Here is a 16,623-nt window from a genome sequence, read left to right on the forward strand (position 1 = left end):
GGGACGACCGATGCGATCAGCCCTTCACGCGGCTCTCCGATTGCCGGGCCCGCTCAAACATGTCCTTCCAGAAGCCGGCCGACTCGGCCGCTCCTGCCTGTTCCTCGGCCCAGGACGTCTGGTTGGCTTCGGCGGAATCAGTGATCCCCTTCCAGAGCCCGTTGACGGACTCCCTGGCGGCCTTGGCGATGTTCCGCCAGTTCTCCGCCTGGGCAGCGGTAGTCTCCTGCTCCGCCTGCCACGCCTTCTGCGCAGCGTCGGCGTGCTCGGACACCGCCTTCCACGCGGCTTCCGCCTCGGCCCGGGCCCTGGCGGCATCAGCCGCGCCCTTGATGGACTCCTCGGCCGCCGCAGCCTTCGCGATCAGTTGCGAGAGGCCGGCGCGCCGGGCGGTCTCCGTGTCGCTCACGTGCAGCCGGTAGGCCTCCAGGTCCAACGACCCGCCGGTGGCCCAGCCGTAGCTGTAGAACTCGGCGATGTCCGCATCCGTGGCGCCCGGCCGTAGCGCCCACTGAGCCGCCACCCGTACCTGCTCGCCCAGAGCCTGCTCGGCGAGCGTGCGAACGAACTCCCGGTCCCCGTCTGCGACTTCCAGCTTGTGCTGGGCATCGGCTTCACGAGTCGCGCGGTCGCGCTTCTGCGCCTCCGCGTAACCGGTCTTCACGAAGGCGGCCCGGTCGGCGTCCGTGCCCTTTAGCGCCTTCTGGGCCGCCGCGCGCACCGCGGGGGCGAACTCCGCGGTGTGCGTGGCCACGACCCGCTCGCAGAAGCTCCGGTTCTGCACACGGGAGTCCTTGAGCCGCTGCTTGGTGTACGCGTAACCGCCGCCCGGCGCCATCCACTCGGCGATCGCCTCGTCTCCCCGGGAGTTGCGCAGCGCGTTCCACGCGGAGACGCGCAACTCGGCAGGCAGCTTGGACGTGGCGATCGAATGGACGTAGTTGCGTGCACTCTCCGCGGCGGCGGCCTTCAAAGCCGCTGCCGGGTCGGCCACTTGTTCCGGCGGAGCGGGCGCCGACGTGGCGGCGGATGCGGGGGCATCGGCCCAGGCCGGTGCCGCCTCCGCCGCCAGGACGCTCCCGCCGGCCAGCAGGGCAACCGTCGCGGCCTGCGCGACCCACCACTGACGTCTCACTGGTGACTTCACTTGACCGGCTTGATCTGCCACAGCTGGGCTGCGGTCTGGTTGCAGTACCACTGCTGTGCCTTCACGCCGTTCTCTGTCTTGGCGTCCACCACGTCCAGGCAGCGGTCCTCGACATGCGTGGGGCGCAGCTGGAAGAGCTTGTTGGTCTGGTCGACGAGGACCATTCGCCAGCGCTGCTGCTTGCCTCCGGTGCAGGTCCACTGCTGAACCTTGGCTCCGGCCTGGGTCCCGCTGTTCTCCACCTCCAGGCACTTGCCGCTGGTCACGGAGCGCAGTTCGAAGGAAGAATCCGCTGTGGGGACCATCGTCCACTGCTGTGCGCGGGTCGCAGGGTTGCAGCCCCACTGCTGGGCTTGGAGACCGTCGTTGGCCGCACCGTTGTTGATCTCCAGGCATTTGCCGCTGTGCATTACCTGGAACTGGGCAACCGTCTGAGCGGCGGCCGCGGAGGGAGCGGCTTGTTCTGCGTGGGCGGTGGTGGTGCCGGCTGTCAGCGCGGCGATGCTTGCGGCACCGGCCAGGGTGGCTCGGATCGTCCGTATCATCGTCTGTTCTCTTTTTCTGTGCGATTACGGGTGCCCCGTGCCGGCGCAGGCGCTGGACGGGCACCGGGGAATGGAGGCCGTGACCCGGCCGGTCAATGCCGCGGACGGGGAAGTGTCAGGACTTGACCGGCTGGATGCGCCAGCGCTGGGCGGGTGTGCCGTTGCAATACCAGGACTGCGCGTTCGCGCCGTCCTTGAGGCTGGCGTCGGCAATGTCGAGACAGCGGTCCGGGGTGTGGGTGGGGCGAAGCTCGTAGAGCTCGTTGACGACGTCGACCATGACCAGCCTCCAGCGCTGCTGGGCGCCTTCGGTGCACCACCACTGCTGGACGTTGGCCCCGGCCTTGGTGCCGCTGTTCTCCACTTCGAGGCACTTGCCGCTGTGCTCGATCCGCGCCTCGAAGGAGGCCGAGCCGGTGGGTTCCAGGTGGAACAACTGGTTGGGCAGGCTGTCGTCGCACTTGGACTGCACGGCGTTGGCGCCGTTGCGGAGGCTGGCGTCGAGGATGGTGAGGCACTGCCCGCTGTGCGACGCCTGCAACTTCACGGCCGAAGCGGCGGCGGCAGTCCGGAGTGTGGCCTGGTCCGCGTAGGCGGTGGTTGTGCCGCTGGACAGTGCGACAGCGCTGACGCCGAGGGCCAGCGCGGCTCGGATGGTCCGAGACATCGGGGTTTTCCGTTCTTTGAAGAGTGGGCTCAGGGGGAGGGCGTCAGGGCGCGAGGGGAGCGGAGATCTTCCAAGTGGCGTCCTGGGCGAAGTTCTTGCCGCCGTCGAAGCGGTTCTTGCCGTCCTTGTCGGCCGCGACGACGTCACCGTCGAAGTTGCGGAGCCAGCGGCCCGGCAGGCTCGCCGACTCGAAGGACTTGCCGGAACCGGCAAGGCCCGGGCGGGCGCACCAGGTTGCGTCCTGGGCAGAGGAGGGGCTGCCGTCGTGGGCCGTCGCCACGACCCGCAGGCCCTTCAGCTTCAGGTAGGAGCCACGGTCACGGGCCGACTCGAAGGAGTAGCAGTCGGCCTTCTTGGCGAGGGAGGGCACGACGACCCAGGTCGCGTCCTCACGGTCGGTCTGCTTGCCCGTGCTGCTGACGGGCGCGACAAACGCCTCACCCGCGTCCACGCGGGACTGCCGGACGAAGAAGCCGGCAGGCTTGCCATTGGACGGCTGCAGCGACTGGCGCATGGCGAGGTACTGGTTCTCCTCCTTGAGGAACTCGGCCACTTCCTCGGCCTTGCCGTTCAGCGCCTTGTTCGCCTTGGCCACGAACCAGGGGTTCACACCGGTCTTCTCCAGGGCCGCCGCGATCTCCTTCAAACGCAGCTTGTTGGCCAGGGCGACCTGGAGTCGGCGGTTCTCGGCATCGGCCTTGTACGCCTTCTCGGCGCCGGTGTGGATGAAGTCCCGCCAGTCGGCCGCGTCGGAACTCAACGCCGCCTTCTGCCCGGCGGCGTACAACTCCGGACCATTGACCGCGACAGCCTGGCGCAGCAGCTCACGGATGAAGTTGTCGTCGCTGAGGCTCAGCATGGCCTCGGAGGGCGTGATGTTGAACAGCGCCGCCGTGCTCTTGCGCGCGGCCAGCTCCTGACGGCGCTGCGCCTCCTCGCGGTTCTTCTCCTCAAGCTCCTTGAGCTCGGTGGCGACATCGCGCTGGTGAGCTTCGCGGGCACCGTTGGTGATGAACTCGCGCCAGGCCGCCGCGTCACCGGCCAGCGCGACTGCCGCAGCCGCCTTGACCTGCGGACCGGAAGCCGCGTGCTTCATGACGGCGCGGACGAAGTTGTCGTCGCTCAGCGCCAGCAGGTCCGGGCTGTTGGGGATACCCACCGCGATCAGCGCCTGGGACTTCGCGAGCCGCTCGGCACGGGCCGCGGCCTCACGCGCCTGCTCGCGCTTCTTGTCGGTCTCGTACGCCTCGTGGATGCCGGTGACGATGAACCGAACATGGTCATCCGCATTGGAGCTGAGCATGGCCTCTTCAGCCGCCATGCGCACCGCTTCGTACTTCTCGCCGCCCTCACGGGCCTTGCGCCACAGCTCTTGGAGGAAGTCCAAGTCACTGCGCTGCAGGACGTCCCACGTGGCGTCGAGGCCGACGACGGACGCGGCCGACACGCGCTGCTTCTCATCGGTACCGATGGCGGTGGACGCGACCGAGGCGCCCTCCGGCGCGGCGAAGGCGATGCCCGGGGCGGCCACGCCGACGACGGCGGCCAGAGCGGTGGTGGCGACAGCGCCGCGGACGATGACCCTGCGCACGCGCGCAGAGGTGGTGTCTCTGTTGTCCATGCTGGTTCGACTTGCTCTCTTCATCCCGTAATGCCCCTGTAAATAAAGGGGAGATGAGGGTGAAGTCTTGAAGAGTCACCCAATAAGAGTCAAACCGGACTAGTGGTATATGGTCTTGACCAACGCAATCTTCACACGGGTTTGCTTTTGCAATCTCTTGACTTCTCCTTGGGGTGCTGTGCGCACAAACTGCAAGGCGTTGAGACCCAACTCCGGCTACTGGTACGTGTGCTGTGACAAATCCGGTGGTGATCACTGGGTGGGTGAGGCATTGACGTGGGGGTGTAGTGATCGTTTCGGGATGTGTGGCGGTGGTGGGGTGCGTTTCTGGGCTGGGGTTTTCGTGGGGCTTCGGGAGCTGGGGAGGCTCTGACGTGCAAGTCCAGTGATCGTTTCGGGTTGTGGTGATCGGTGCGGGATAACGTTTTGCCTGCGTACCCGGGCGTCCTGCTGGAGTGGAGTGCCCACCTGGTCGGCAAAAGCTGGGTGCTGGCCGCCACCGATTGGTATGAGGTGATCCGGGGGCCCGCATCGGAGGCAGACGTCCGGATGTCGCTGGTCCGACCTCCCGGAGTCGCCGAGTACGGCTCTCCCGCGTTTCTGCCCCGCCCGGACCTCTCTATCTGGGCGGGGCGGGGCATGTTAGGGCGTCAGGCGGGCGTACAGCGCTTCCAATTGGCTGGTGAACTGGATGGGGGCGGCGTTGTCTGCCCGCTCAAGTAGGACCCTGGCCAGGCTGGCTGCGTCGGCTGCCTCCTCCAGCAGACGCATGGCGTGACGGAGCGCGGTGGCGACGGCCTGGCCTCCGACCAGGACTTGCCCTCCCATTACGTCGTCGAACAGCAGCCTCTCCACGCGGTCAGCCGGATACGGCAGTTCTTCGCCCAGCCCACCGGGCAGTGCGATTCCGGCGAACTCCTGCACCACAGCCTCAGCCAGCGCATTGCGGAGGCGGTTGGTGTCCCAGGAGATCTGTTGCAGGTGCTGCACCAGGTCGGGGCGGTCCGCGCCGGCGATTCCCTGCTCGGCCCGGTCGTGCTGGCACTCGAAGCTCGATTCCGTCATACCGGCATCCTTCGGGAAGCAGGCGAGTTCGGCGGGATCGAGGTACGGCGCGTACCGGTGGTAGAGAGTCACCAGCCGTCCCGCCCGGGTTCCCTCTGGGCGGGGCGCGGTCTGTGCGGTCGTCAGATCGCCGTACAGCGGCTCGTGTTGGGGCTGGGGTCATGGGCGCTGCCGGTTGGTGAATTTGACGACTCCGACGATGGCGGCGCCGATGGCGACCAGGGTGCCGACGCCTGCGATGGCGGGGAGCACTGTGGGGTGTTCGTTCAGGACGTAGAGGGCGAACAGCAGGGTCAGGATGATGAGTCCGGTCAGCACGCCCTGGACCAGGCGCAGCAGTGAGGCCTCCGCCGGGGTCGGTTCCGGGGCTGCGGGCTGCGGAGCCGGCACGGTGGCCGGGGGCTGGGCCGGGTCGGTCTGCGGGTTCGGGTGGGTGGTCACGTCGGGGGCGGCCAGGCCTCGCGTGAAGGCCTGCTCGCCCCGTCCCGCCCCAGTCTTCTCCCCGCCCGGGGCCGGTGCCTTGCGGGCCTGTACGGCGGGTTGCACACCGAGTTCCCCGAGCCGCTTCTGTTGCTCAGGGTTGAGCCGGGCGAAGTCGCGTTGCTGGCGGGTGGGCCAGCGTCCGATGCCGTCGCCGTGCCAGGTCGCCCCGGGCACGATGCCTGTCAGCTGCGTCCCGTCGTCCAGCAGGGTTTTGAGGCCGATGTGGTGGCGCTGCCAGTCGACGGTCCACCCCAACGCGGCTGGGTTCCATTCCGGATTGACGGCGGCCACGACCATGACGACTTCCGCCGCTGGTGCAGGATCCGGGTCGAAACCAAGTCCAAGGTCACCATCATTCTCTCCTGACAGCGCCCCTCTGCCGGTGTCCCCGTACCCGTCGTGCGGGGATACTGCCCTTTCCGCCCGGTACGCCGTGTCCTTACGGCGCCGTCAACTGCCCCCGGCGGCAGCGGAAGCACACGCCGCCGCCCATTGCAGCGAAGTACCGTCAGAACACATCGACACCGCGCACCCGGCAGGAAGTGACTCCCGCCGCCACATCGAAACGGCCGCCACTCCCTCCCCGGGCCGGTGGAGCATGGGGGACCTGACCGTTCTGAGGCGGAAACCCGAGGCTCTCAACCAGCCTATCCTCGCCAGTCGGGCAGACATACGAACAGGGAGACCCAGGCGAGTCCGAACAGCAAGCCGTATGCCGCTTCCGTCGGTGTGTGGGCTCCCACGCGGACTCGTGCCCACCCCATGACAGCGGCGAGTGTAATCCCGGGAATTGCCCAGGAACCGTGTTCTGCACCCAGCAGCCCGAGCACACTTCCGAGAGTCCCCGTGTGAACGCTGATTTTCCGCTTCCGGGTCAGTGCCGCGGCTACGGCAATCCCGCCGGCCGAAAAGACGAGAAACATCGCGAGCGGACGCGGTCCGTGGCATCCGACCACCAGCATGATGCCAAGGGCCAGGGCGGTGAGAGCGACCAGGGCCGTGGTGATGCGCTCGCGCTGTTCGAGGCGTTGCAGAGTGGGTCGAGGCCGGGTGAGTGAGCGGTCGCGGCTGCCCGCCAGAAAGGCATAGGCGGCGGGCGGTGCGCCGCAGCCCGTTGCCAGGACCGTCGCCCAGGCGAGTCCTGAGGGAGAGGGCCACCTGCTGACGCCTCCGATGACGGCAAGGGCGAGAAGGCCCACCACCGGCGGCGAGAGCAACCCGGAATACACGAGGGCGCACGTGTGGAGACCGCCGACGTGCGGCAGTCGGCCGGACTCCGCCTGAAGCACCCCGGTCGTCTTCGACATCGACAAGACACAACCTCCGGCAGGCCACTGGACTTCCCGCGTTGGGAATCGGCATGCGCCGGCCCTTGGCGGGCGGACGTCTGCGTCGCCTCGAGGAGCGGGCCAGGCCCGGCGGCACCCGCCGTCGCGATCACGGTCGTACAACGGGCGCTGCCATCTATCCGTAACGCTGTGGGTCACGTGCTGAACACTTGGCTCCTCGGCGCGGGATGGCTGCCCGCTGCGGCGTGGCGGTGGACCCGGCGCCGGCTACGAAAGTCACGTGGGGCGTGACCGTTGTTTCGCTCGGGCCGTTGGGCAGTCGAGCGGCGGGCATCACGGTGCATGCCGGGTCGGCGTTGCCCAGGGGAGGGCCTGATGGAGGTTGAGGACGTGCATCACGTCTACGGGAAACGAGTGGTGTTGCGCGGCATCGACCTGGCGTTACGGGGTGGGTCGCTGGCTGGAATCGCCGGAGAGAACGGCGCCGGCAAGACAACCCTCCTCAAGATCCTCGCGGGCGAGCTGCGTCCGAGCCGGGGGACCGTTCGGCATCATGGCGGTTTCGGCTACTGTCCTCAGAACGTCGTGGTCAACGATCACCTGACTGTCCGTCAGCACCTGCACCTGTTCCAGACGGCCTTCGGTCTCCCGGATCTCAGGCGCGCGCAGGAGATCATGGAAGTCCTGCACTTCTCGGACTACCTCGACGAACTGGCCGGGCTCCTCAGCGGCGGTACCCGGCAGAAGCTCAACCTGACGCTGGCCCTGATGCACGACCCGCAGACGCTCCTGCTCGACGAGCCCTACCAGGGCTTCGACTGGCACACCTTCCTGCGCTTCTGGGACCTCGCCACCCACCTGCGCGAGGCCGGGCGCACCGTTCTCATCGTCTCGCACCTCGCCCACAACACCGATCGTCTCGATGAGCTCTGGCACCTGGACGGCGGTCTGCTGCGTGAGCACGACGGGGTGCGGGTGTGAAGAGGCACCTGGTCCTGTTGGCCACGGCGAGCCGGTACGAACTCGTCGTGCACGCCCGCAACCGGTTCGCCATGTTCCTGGTCGCGGCATTCATCCCCACGTGGAGCGCGGTTGCCAGGTTCGTTGTGCCCGACACGCCCGCGCGGTTCCGGCTACGTGCCACCGGAGCCATCGTGGCACCTCACGGAAACGAACTGACCCAGATCACCGGCGCCATCAACGCCGTCATCCTGATCACCGGCTTCATGATGTTCGCCGCCGGTTTCGCCAGCGGCCCGTTCGACCACCGTCTGGCACTGGCCGGCTACCCACGCACTCATCTCGTGCTGGCCAAGACCGCGGCGCTCACCGTCGCCGCGGCGCTTATCTCCGTCTACGCCGCCGCCGTCACCAGCCTGTCCTGGATGCCCTGCCAGCCCCTCCTTCTGACAGCCGCCCTCTTCTGCGCCGCAATGACCTACGGCGCTCTGGGGGTTGTCTTCGGATCACTGCTGCACCGGGAAGTCGAAGGCATGTTCGCGTTGATCATGACGAGTGTCCTGGACGTCAGCCTCCAGAACCCGGTCGTCAGCTCCAATGCGGACAGCGCCGCGATCCGCTACCTCCCGTCCTACGGCGTCATGCAGAGCGCCATGGCCGCCGGCTTCACATCCACCCCCGCGCTCTTCTACCTCGCAGTCCAGCTCGCATGGTTCATCGCCTGCGCACTCATCGCCCTGCTCGCCTTCCACCGCCGGACCCGCAACTCCCTGCCCAAACACCACCCGACCCCACGCGTGACCGCACAGCCCGTTGGGTGAGACCCCTCGCAGCCACGTCGCTCTCGCCCGCCCCCGGGCCCCCGGCTGCCACACCAGTTCAGCGCGCGAGAACAGCCCGGGCACTCCAGCCGCTGCCGACAGCGGCTCGACGTTCAGTACAAGGCCGCCCCCACCCCGTTCACGGACCCCACAACGACAGGGACTGCCGCGATGACCTGCTCGGACGACGCCCACTACCAGCAGCACGTCCTGCCGTATTACCGGGCGTTCGAGTCGCGCTCGGTTACGTGACGCTCCTCGGCCGCACACGCCACTTCGGCTGGTACGAACCCGCTGACACCTCCTGGCGATTCTCAGCCGCCATGCGGCGCATGGAGGTCGTCGCCGCCCGCAAGCTCGCCCTGCCCCCGGGATCGGCGGTGCTCGATGCCGGCTGCGGAGTCGGAGACGTGGCACGCACCGTCGCCCAGGTGAGCGGGGTCCACGTCACCGGGATCGACTGCATCGAGGCCGACATCGCCATCGCACAGCGACGCTCGGCCTGCGCCGGCTGCTCGGCGGCGTGTAACAGCCGAGCCGCGGCGCTGTGAGCTTCGCGGTGAAAGCCAAGAGACAGGAGCTGGTTGATCGCGGCCGCCATGTCGGCCAACCGTTCGTGCCCAAGCCACGATGTCTCCGTGTCCGTGCTCAGCCTCAGCTGCTCGGCGGCACCGTCCCAGCCGAGTACCCCTGCCGCCTTCGTGATCCGGTCGCGAGTTGCGGCGGAGTCGATGCGAGCATGGTCGGCGTCATCGAGCTGCTCCCAGCGGCACCGCCATTCCGTTTTGTCCAGCCAGGGTGCCGCTGTTGGCTCAGCGTCACCAACCTGAGACAGCAGCAGATCGACGAGGTCAGAGAGTTGCCCACTGCTGCTGTCGGCGACCTTACGGTCGATGGGCTCCATGAACCGCTGTACGGTCGAGCGGGCCAAGGAGCAGCCGTCCTTCGTGCCTGCCTTCTCGATGTCGCGGTATGACATGCCGGTCGCTATTCGAAGAGCTTGCAGGTCTGCGCGGAAGAGTCGCCATGAATCTGACATGCCGCGAGTCTTCCTGACACCTGAGCCCCTTTCTCATGTCTGGGACGGGGAACTCACTGTCCCGGACAAGGTCTTCTGTGTCTGGGACGAATCCTGCCATCGGCATGTGTCTCATGACATGCCCTTCTCCAGTCCGGGCCGCGAACAAGGACGTCCGGGAACTCCCCTGGCGACAAAGGGACATGAGTTGCTGAGCGGAGGCCATCCTGCTCGGCACGCGGGACCCATCAGCCGAGTGGATCGGCATCGCCACGCCGACCAGAGCCGAGCCGGGCAGACTTGGAGGTTCTCGAATGAACACCTTGACCACCGTGCTCCATGACGGAGCCTTGGCCACGGGCGTGGGGGCGACGGTGTGCACAGGCACGGTTGCCGTTGTGGCCCTGGTCTCAGTCCTGGCACGGTCGGAGCAACGGCGCTGCGATGCCCGCGAAACTCTCAAGGTGCTCCTGCGTCGCGGTACACAGACCGAGACTCACTGAGTGTTTGGTCCTGTTTCACGGCAACCTGTGACGGTATTCCGTCCGCGTTTCCTTGGTGCTGCAGCGCGCGGTGAGAGGCCCGTCTTCCCCCGGGAAAGCGGAGACCTGTCTCGTCCGGACTTCTCCCGTCTGGCTCCAACACGCGCCGAAACGGTGCTCTTTGACCGCTCGCCAGGACGGCCGGCCCGCAGTACATCTGAAACATGACCGGGCACGACGGCTACCCCAGCGACCTCTCCGACGCACGGTGGGCGCTGGTCGAACCGGTCCTCACCGCCTGGCGGGCCGCACGCCGCCGGCACGCCCTGGCCATCGGACGCCCGCCCGAACACGACCTGCGCCAGATCATGAACGCGATCCTGTACGTGGACCGCACCGGCATCCCCTGGCGCTACCTGCCCCACGACTTCCCGCCCCACCAGACGGTCTGCGGCTACTTCGCGCGGTGGGACGAGGACGGCGTCTTCGCCCAGCTCACCGGGCTGCTCCGCCGCCTGGTCCGTGAGAGCGAGGGACGCAGCAGCGAGCCGTCGGCCTGCGTACTGGACTCCCAGACCATCAAGACCTCCGCCAACGTGCCCCTCGAAGACCAGGGCACCGACGCCGGGGGTGGGGCCTCCCCTGCTCGAACGTAGTCGAGAGCTTGGGGAAGCATCATCGGACGCAAGCGCCACCTGGGCTGCGACACCCTCGGCCTGCTGCTGACCGTGCTGGTCACCGCCGCCGGCATCTCCGACATCGCGGCCGGCGTGACCTTCCTGTCCCGCATCGCCGCCGCCCACCCGCGCATCCGCAAGGCGTGGCTGGACGCCGGCTACCGCACCACCGCCATCGAGCACGGCGCCCGGCTCGGCATCGACGTCGCGCCGGTCCACCGCCCGCCGGGCGTCCCAGGCTTCATGGTGATCCCGCGCCGCTGGACCATCGAGCGCAGCATCGGCCGGCTCATGCACCACCGCAGACTCGCCCGTGACTACGAAACCCACCCGCACCGCTCCGAAGCCATGATCCACCTCGCGATGATCGACCTCATGACCCGCCGCCTCACTGGAGAAAACACCCCCAACTGGCGCGGAACCTGAGCCAGCAGAACCAAACGCAAAACAGCGGACCAAACACTCAGTCAGCCGCCGTTCGTCCCGTGAAGACTCTGGCGCACCCTGGTCAACTGCCGTGTGCCTTTGTTAGGTTGCGCCGGAACCGACCTTTGGCCACTCCCCTCTTCGGGCCGTAGCGGTCATCTCTCTGATCCGCTTACACCGTTTGGGAGAGTCATGCGCAGATTCAGAGTGCGGCACGCCGCGATCGCGGGCATCGTCGCCCTCGCCGTCGCCGCCGTGCCCGATGTCGCGTTCGGCGTTCAGGAGCAGTCCTCGTCGACGGCTGCCGGGAGCGACGCGTTCTACACCTACAACGGCAGCAAGCCGCTGTCCTCGTACAGTCCCGGGGACGTGCTCAAGGTCCGGACGCTGCCGTACCACGTCCTGGGTATCGCGACACCCCTCCAGGCGACGCAGCTGCTCTACCGCACCACCGACGAGCAGGGCCACCCGTCCGCAGGCGTGACCTCCGTGCTGCGCAGCCCTGGCGGCGACGGCCGCAAAGTCGTGTCGTACCAGTCGTTCTACGACTCGCTCGACCCCGAAGACGGTCCGTCCCGGGCGGTCGCGGGCAACGTCAAGCTGCCCGGCGGCTTGATCGCGAACGGCGAGTCCACGCTCGTGGCGTCGCTCCTGCTGTCCGGCTACGACGTCGTCCTCCCTGACACCGAGGGGCAGGCCGCCCACCTCACGGCCTCCCGCGAGTACGGGTACAACACGCTGGACTCCCTGCGTGCCGCTTCCAGCGCGGCGTCGAGGACCGGCATCAGCCCCGACGCGCGCGTCGGCCTCATGGGCTACTCCGGCGGCGCCGTCGCGACCAACTGGGCCGCCTCCCTCGCGCCGACGTACGCCCCTGACGTCAACAAGCGCCTGGTGGGATACGCCGAGGGCGGGGTGCTCGTGAAGCCCTCGCACATCCTCAGGTACATCGAAGGCAGTCAGGTGTGGTCCGGGCTCATCCCGGAGTTGCTCATCGGGCAAGCGCGTTCGTACGACTTCGACCTCAAGAAGTACCTGAACGACTACGGCAAGCAGCTGGTCGACGAGCACCAGCACTCCTCGATCGCCGACGCGCTGGGCCACTACCCCGGTCTGACGTGGAAGAAGATGGCGAAGCCGGAGTACGCGAACCCGAACTCCGTACCCGAGCTCGTCGAGGCGGTCAACAAGACCAACCTCGGCCTGGCACCGACCCCGACCGTCCCCGGCTACATCGGCCAGGGCAACGCCGGCTCCATCGAGGGAACCACGAGCAACATCGCGGGCATCGGCTCGGGCGACGGCATCACGGTCGCCGGGGACACACGGGCGCTGGCGCGGAAGTACTGCGCCGAGGGCAACGCCGCGGTCTGGTACAAGCAGTACGACGCCCTCAGCCACTTGACCGCACCCACGGCCACGGTGCCCACCGCGCTCGCCTGGCTGCGCGACCGGTTCGCCGGCAAGGAGGCCCCGTCCTCCTGCGGCACCATCGCCGAGGGCAACTCACTTGCGGCTGACGAGACGGTCCCCGCCGGATGAGGACCTGACGGGGGCCGCAGCGAGATGCGGGCGTACGGGTCGCCAAGGCCGCTTAGCCAGGAGACCCCAGCCCGCTACGCCCCGCCCGCCATCAGCACCAGCCTGTGGGGCTCGTAAAGTCATCGCTGCAGGTGGCAGGCCGCTTGCGGGGTTTTCGGTGGTGGCTGGGATGCTGCCGGGGTGGTCATCTCGGTGCTGTACCGGGCCACCCGGGCGTTGCTGTCCGTGCCGGCGGTCCTGCTGCGTCGGGACGTCGCCAACGAGGCCGAACTGCTGGTGCTGCGGCATGAGAACGCGGTGCTGCGACGGCAGCTCAGCGGTCCGGTCCGCTACGAGCCTGCGGACCGGTTCTGGCTGGCCGTGCTGTCGTCGCTGATACCGCGACGCCGCTGGAGCCGCGTCTTCCCGGTCACGCCGGGGACACTGCTGGCCTGGCACCGCAGGCTGACCGCCAAGCAGTGGGACTACTCCGACCGACGGCGACGCACCGGCCGCCCGCCCACCGCCGTGCTCAAGAAGCTGGTGCTGCGCCTGGCACGGGAGAACCCGCGGTGGGGCCACCGGCGGATTCAGGGCGAGTTGGCCCGGCTGGGGCATCCGATCGCGCCGTCCACCGTCTGTCAGATCCTGCACGCGGCCGGCATCGGCCCGGCCCCGCGGCGCACCGGCCCGAGCTGGCGCGAATTCCTCACCATCCAGGCCAAGGGGGGATCATCGCGGCGGACTTCTTCCACCTGGATACGATCACCGGCAGGCGGCTGTACGCGCTGGCGTTCCTCGAACACGGCACCCGCAAGTTCCACATCACTGGTGTCACCGCCCACGCCACCGCGCAGTGGACGACCCAGCAGGCCCGCAACCTCACCGACGACCTGGGCACCCGCGTCGAGTCGCTCCACTTCGTGCTCCGTGACCGCGACAGCAAGTACACCGATGCCTTCGACACCGTCTTCGAAGCCGAAGGCATGGACCTGCTGCTCAGCGCGCCCCGGGCGCCGCGCATGAACGCCCACTGCGAGCGCGTGATCGGCACGATCCGCCGCGAGGCTCTCGACCACATCCTGATCATGAACGAGAACCACGCCCGACAGGTCCTCGCCGAGTACCAGGAGCACTACAACCTCCACCGGCCACACCGATCCCGAGACCAACGACCACCCGAGGCTCTGGATCATCCCCCTGTCGTGCACGACGTCGCCGCCCGCAGGATCTGGCGCACCCGCATCCTCGGCGGAGTCATCAACGCGTATCGACACACTGCTTGAGCTGCAACGATGACTCTTCGAGCCCCACAGGGCCGGGGTGGGGTGGTGGGTGGGCACCCAGCCTCGATCGGTGTCGGTGATCTCGTCGTCGACCCAGACGAACGGGCGTCCGTCTGCACATGCCACCAGGGTACGGGTCTTCCAGTGGAGCCCGAACCACTGGTCCTCGCGTTCATGCGCGTCGGAGGGTTCCGGCCAGTGCGCGACCGGCAGGGGCGGCAGGCCGAGCCGCGGTGCTATGTCGGTGTTCGCCGCCTCCTCCCAGGTGGTGGCCCAGACCAGCTCGCACGGCAGTGCCGCGTTCGTGGCGGAGGTCTGCGACGGCCTGCGGGCCGGGCCGCCCTACTACGGTCTGCTGCCCTTCGCGCAAACGCCCTCGGACGGGGGCTCCGACCGCCCCGAGCGTTTGCTTGCCGAGCCGTTTCCCCTCACGGCGACGTGGATGTGGGAGAACGACGAGGAGGACGAGGAGGCGCTGTCGGAGCAGGAGTTCGAGGCCCGGATGGACGCCGCGTTCGACCACGGCTCCCTGTTGCTGGCACCGACGGCTGCGGCATGTACTGGCACCTGGTCGTCACCGGCCCGCAGCGCGGTCACGTCTGGCTGATCGACGAAAACGGCGCGATGCCCTTCGGTACCTCATCGAACGCCTCCCCGATGCCGGGCACCTCTGGTTTCACCGGATGGGCGACCCAGTGGGCCGAGGGCCGCTCCCGGTTCGCCGTGCTCCGGGAGATGATCCGGAGGAAACGGCCTAGGCGAGGCCGGGATTGGCCATGAGGTCCCAGACCAGCACCGTCGCGCCGGGCACCGCGCCTGTGGCCAGCAGGATGCCCGCTATGCCCAGGAACCGCGCCGTGACCGGCTGCCTGCGAGGGTCCGCGCCGGCCGCGAGGAGCAGCAGCAGGGCCGACGGCAGGAGCACGAACGTTCCCAGCATGAAACCGCACACCGCCCAAAAGATGCAGAAGGAGGCCGCACCGATACAGGTCCGTACGAACTCCTCGCGCTTACGTAGGGCTAGCAGGGGCGCGGCCACCGGGAGCCCGCAGAACGCGAACAGGACCAGAACGAGCGTGCTTTCCACACCCAGAGCCAGCCAGGGGAGGGCGGCCAGCACGGCGCCCACCGCCAGAGCGATCTGCCACCCGTGAGCCCGTTCTTCGCCCATCAATACCGCACTCACATGGCTCCCCTGCACTTGAAACACGCAAAGTTGAACGCGTTCAAGATACCTGTTCGTCAGGACGTCCTTCCTCCCGCCCCGTGCTCCGCTGCCTGCCGCTCCAGGGCTTCGCAGGCTTCCACGATGTTCACGACACTCTGAACCTGTGCCGTTCGGAAACTCGTCGCCGCTGGTCAAGACGCGTATCTGTACCCGTTGATGAGGCCACTGACTACTCGGGTGTGTAGGAGCCGGTGCGCGGTCGGATCAGTCGTGGGCAGGGGTGCTCCTGGGCAGGGGGGGAGCTGTGCTCGGGCCTGGTGTGGGCGATGACGGTTGTAGTGCCGGGCGTAGGCATCGAGGATCTGCCGGGCGTGGGTCTCGTTCCAGATCAACAGGTGGTCCAGGACCTCGCGCCGCAGGGTTTGGATGACTCGTTCGCCGTGGGTGTTCATTCGAGGAGCCCGCGGCGCGGTTCTCATGACCTCGATGCCGTCGGCCGCGAAGACCGCGTCAAAGGAGGCGGTGTACTTCGCGTCCCGGTCGCGGATCAGGAAGCGCGGTGAGTCGCCCCGGATGCCCAGCTCGAGGGCGAGGTTTCGTGCCTGCTGCACCGTCCAGGATCCGGATGGATGCGCGGTCACTCCGGCGATGTGCAGTCGGCGTGTGCCGTGCTCGAGGAACACCAGCGCGTACACCCGGCGCAGGTTGACCAGATCGATGTGCTGAAAGTCGCAGGCGATGATGCCCTCGGCCTGCGCGGTCAGGAACTCGCGCCACGTCGGTCCGCCGCGGCGTGGGGCTGGATCGATGCCCGCCGCCGTGAGGATCTCCCAGACCGTCGTCGTGCCGACGGGGTGTCCTGAGCGGATGAGTTCTCCCTGGATCCTGCGGCAGCCCCACCGTGGATTGTCCGTGGGGAGCCGCAGTACCAGGGCCTTCGGCGCGCTCGTGGTCGGCGGCCTGCCGGGCCTGCTGCGGCGCTTGCTGTAGTCCCGGTTGCCCGCGGTGAGCCTGCGGTGCCAAGCGGGCAGCGTCGCGGGCGTCACCGGGAACGCCTGCGGCCACCGGCGCCGGGGGATCAGCGAGGACAGGGCCGCGAACCACAGCCGATCTGCCAGTTGGTAGCGCACCGGTCCCGTGAGCTGCCCGCGCAGCACTGCGTTCTCGTGCCGCAGCACGAGCAGTTCAGCGTCGTTGGCCGCCTCCCGGCGCAGCAGCATCGCCGGGACCGCGAGCAGCTTCCGTGTCACCTGGTACACCAGTGAGACGATCATCCCGACAGGGTTGCAGCAAGCCGTCGCCGCGCACCAGACCCCCTCCTCCAAGCAGCAACGATGAGTTTCCGAACGGCACCGACCAGAGCAGTGCCGCCTGGTTCGCGGAGCTGAAGAAGGCCCTCAACCAGGCCCTCGCCAGCCTGCGCATCCTGATGACCTTCGACTCGGTC

Annotated in this window: 14 protein-coding genes and 4 pseudogenes; 7 read left to right on the forward strand and 11 right to left on the reverse strand. The window is 68.1% G+C overall.

All coding sequences use genetic code 11. The annotated features are described in order from the left end of the window. Positions 1-16 precede the first annotated feature (16 nt). The 7 genes from ACWC2B_RS35650 to ACWC2B_RS35680 all read right to left on the reverse strand — a co-directional run bounded on the left by ACWC2B_RS35650 (position 17) and on the right by ACWC2B_RS35680 (position 6,835). Complete coding sequence (locus tag ACWC2B_RS35650; RefSeq protein ID WP_450724107.1) at positions 17-1,135, reverse strand: ALF repeat-containing protein; 1,119 nt, start codon at positions 1,133-1,135, stop codon at positions 17-19. A gap of 8 nt (positions 1,136-1,143) precedes the next feature. Further along, positions 1,144-1,692 carry an RICIN domain-containing protein gene (locus ACWC2B_RS35655; protein ID WP_450724109.1) on the reverse strand — a complete coding sequence of 183 codons (549 nt, stop codon included), beginning with the start codon at positions 1,690-1,692 and terminating at the stop codon, positions 1,144-1,146. A 115-nt stretch (positions 1,693-1,807) separates the two neighbouring features. After that, positions 1,808-2,359 carry an RICIN domain-containing protein gene (locus ACWC2B_RS35660; protein ID WP_450724111.1) on the reverse strand — a complete coding sequence of 184 codons (552 nt, stop codon included), beginning with the start codon at positions 2,357-2,359 and terminating at the stop codon, positions 1,808-1,810. A gap of 43 nt (positions 2,360-2,402) precedes the next feature. Further along, entirely contained in the window at positions 2,403-3,980 is a 1,578-nt protein-coding gene (locus tag ACWC2B_RS35665; RefSeq protein WP_450724113.1) for an AbfB domain-containing protein, read from the reverse strand. A 642-nt stretch (positions 3,981-4,622) separates the two neighbouring features. After that, positions 4,623-5,117 (reverse strand): hypothetical protein, encoded by a 495-nt coding sequence (locus tag ACWC2B_RS35670; protein ID WP_450724115.1) that lies wholly within the window; start codon positions 5,115-5,117, stop codon positions 4,623-4,625. A gap of 87 nt (positions 5,118-5,204) precedes the next feature. After that, positions 5,205-5,825, reverse strand: coding sequence for a hypothetical protein (locus ACWC2B_RS35675; protein WP_450724117.1), 621 nt, complete (start codon positions 5,823-5,825; stop codon positions 5,205-5,207). Between the two features lie 350 nt (positions 5,826-6,175). Beyond that, positions 6,176-6,835: a hypothetical protein gene (locus ACWC2B_RS35680; RefSeq protein ID WP_450724119.1), complete on the reverse strand. Its 660-nt coding sequence runs from the start codon at positions 6,833-6,835 to the stop codon at positions 6,176-6,178. A 357-nt stretch (positions 6,836-7,192) separates the two neighbouring features. Between ACWC2B_RS35680 and ACWC2B_RS35685 the strand changes: the two genes are divergently transcribed. Together ACWC2B_RS35685 and ACWC2B_RS35690 are read left to right on the forward strand one after the other, a co-directional pair. Then, complete coding sequence (locus ACWC2B_RS35685; protein ID WP_450724121.1) at positions 7,193-7,798, forward strand: ATP-binding cassette domain-containing protein; 606 nt, start codon at positions 7,193-7,195, stop codon at positions 7,796-7,798. Continuing rightward, positions 7,795-8,598, forward strand: a complete 804-nt coding sequence (locus ACWC2B_RS35690) for an ABC transporter permease (protein ID WP_450724123.1) — start codon at positions 7,795-7,797, stop codon at positions 8,596-8,598. The genes ACWC2B_RS35685 and ACWC2B_RS35690 overlap by 4 nt, the downstream gene beginning before the upstream one ends. 244 nt (positions 8,599-8,842) lie before the next feature. Here ACWC2B_RS35690 and ACWC2B_RS35695 read toward each other — a convergent pair whose 3' ends face one another. Continuing rightward, on the reverse strand, positions 8,843-9,577 hold the full coding sequence (locus ACWC2B_RS35695) for a hypothetical protein (protein WP_450724125.1): 735 nt from the start codon (positions 9,575-9,577) through the stop codon (positions 8,843-8,845). Between the two features lie 745 nt (positions 9,578-10,322). On the opposite strand from ACWC2B_RS35695, the pseudogene ACWC2B_RS35700 reads away from it, so the two are divergent. The 3 genes and pseudogenes from ACWC2B_RS35700 to ACWC2B_RS35710 all read left to right on the forward strand — a co-directional run bounded on the left by ACWC2B_RS35700 (position 10,323) and on the right by ACWC2B_RS35710 (position 14,008). Next, a pseudogene (locus ACWC2B_RS35700) lies at positions 10,323-11,201 on the forward strand (IS5 family transposase). Positions 11,202-11,393: 192 nt separating this feature from the next. Beyond that, the gene (locus ACWC2B_RS35705; RefSeq protein WP_450724127.1) at positions 11,394-12,743 is read left to right on the forward strand and encodes a lipase family protein; all 1,350 of its coding nucleotides are present in this window, start codon (positions 11,394-11,396) and stop codon (positions 12,741-12,743) included. Positions 12,744-12,923: 180 nt separating this feature from the next. After that, positions 12,924-14,008: pseudogene (locus tag ACWC2B_RS35710) on the forward strand (integrase core domain-containing protein). A gap of 27 nt (positions 14,009-14,035) precedes the next feature. Here ACWC2B_RS35710 and ACWC2B_RS35715 read toward each other — a convergent pair. After that, positions 14,036-14,308 (reverse strand): annotated as a pseudogene (locus tag ACWC2B_RS35715) (HAD domain-containing protein); the annotation flags it as partial. Between ACWC2B_RS35715 and ACWC2B_RS35720 the strand changes: the two are divergent. Continuing rightward, positions 14,247-14,788 (forward strand): annotated as a pseudogene (locus ACWC2B_RS35720) (SMI1/KNR4 family protein). The pseudogenes ACWC2B_RS35715 and ACWC2B_RS35720 overlap by 62 nt on opposite strands. Here ACWC2B_RS35720 and ACWC2B_RS35725 read toward each other — a convergent pair. Then, on the reverse strand, positions 14,763-15,194 hold the full coding sequence (locus tag ACWC2B_RS35725) for a hypothetical protein (RefSeq protein ID WP_450724129.1): 432 nt from the start codon (positions 15,192-15,194) through the stop codon (positions 14,763-14,765). The pseudogene ACWC2B_RS35720 and the gene ACWC2B_RS35725 overlap by 26 nt on opposite strands. A 173-nt stretch (positions 15,195-15,367) precedes the next feature. After that, positions 15,368-16,450, reverse strand: coding sequence for an integrase core domain-containing protein (locus ACWC2B_RS35730; RefSeq protein WP_450724131.1), 1,083 nt, complete (start codon positions 16,448-16,450; stop codon positions 15,368-15,370). Here ACWC2B_RS35730 and ACWC2B_RS35735 point away from each other — a divergent pair. Then, positions 16,438-16,623: hypothetical protein (locus tag ACWC2B_RS35735; protein ID WP_450724133.1), on the forward strand; the 186-nt coding region annotated here is incomplete at its 3' end. The genes ACWC2B_RS35730 and ACWC2B_RS35735 overlap by 13 nt on opposite strands.

The sequence above is a fragment of the Streptomyces sp. NPDC001415 genome (assembly GCF_053597395.1).

Excerpts from the sequence above, each read along its gene's own strand:
- ACWC2B_RS35655 (WP_450724109.1), bottom strand. The coding sequence starts at position 1,692 with ATGATACGGACGATCCGAGCCACCCTGGCCGGTGCCGCAAGCATCGCC.
- ACWC2B_RS35660 (WP_450724111.1), bottom strand. The coding sequence starts at position 2,359 with ATGTCTCGGACCATCCGAGCCGCGCTGGCCCTCGGCGTCAGCGCTGTC.
- ACWC2B_RS35665 (WP_450724113.1), bottom strand. The coding sequence starts at position 3,980 with ATGGACAACAGAGACACCACCTCTGCGCGCGTGCGCAGGGTCATCGTC.
- ACWC2B_RS35675 (WP_450724117.1), bottom strand. The coding sequence starts at position 5,825 with ATGGTCGTGGCCGCCGTCAATCCGGAATGGAACCCAGCCGCGTTGGGG.
- ACWC2B_RS35680 (WP_450724119.1), bottom strand. The coding sequence starts at position 6,835 with ATGTCGAAGACGACCGGGGTGCTTCAGGCGGAGTCCGGCCGACTGCCG.
- ACWC2B_RS35685 (WP_450724121.1), top strand. The coding sequence starts at position 7,193 with ATGGAGGTTGAGGACGTGCATCACGTCTACGGGAAACGAGTGGTGTTG.
- ACWC2B_RS35695 (WP_450724125.1), bottom strand. The coding sequence starts at position 9,577 with ATGTCATACCGCGACATCGAGAAGGCAGGCACGAAGGACGGCTGCTCC.
- ACWC2B_RS35705 (WP_450724127.1), top strand. The coding sequence starts at position 11,394 with ATGCGCAGATTCAGAGTGCGGCACGCCGCGATCGCGGGCATCGTCGCC.
- ACWC2B_RS35730 (WP_450724131.1), bottom strand. The coding sequence starts at position 16,450 with ATGATCGTCTCACTGGTGTACCAGGTGACACGGAAGCTGCTCGCGGTC.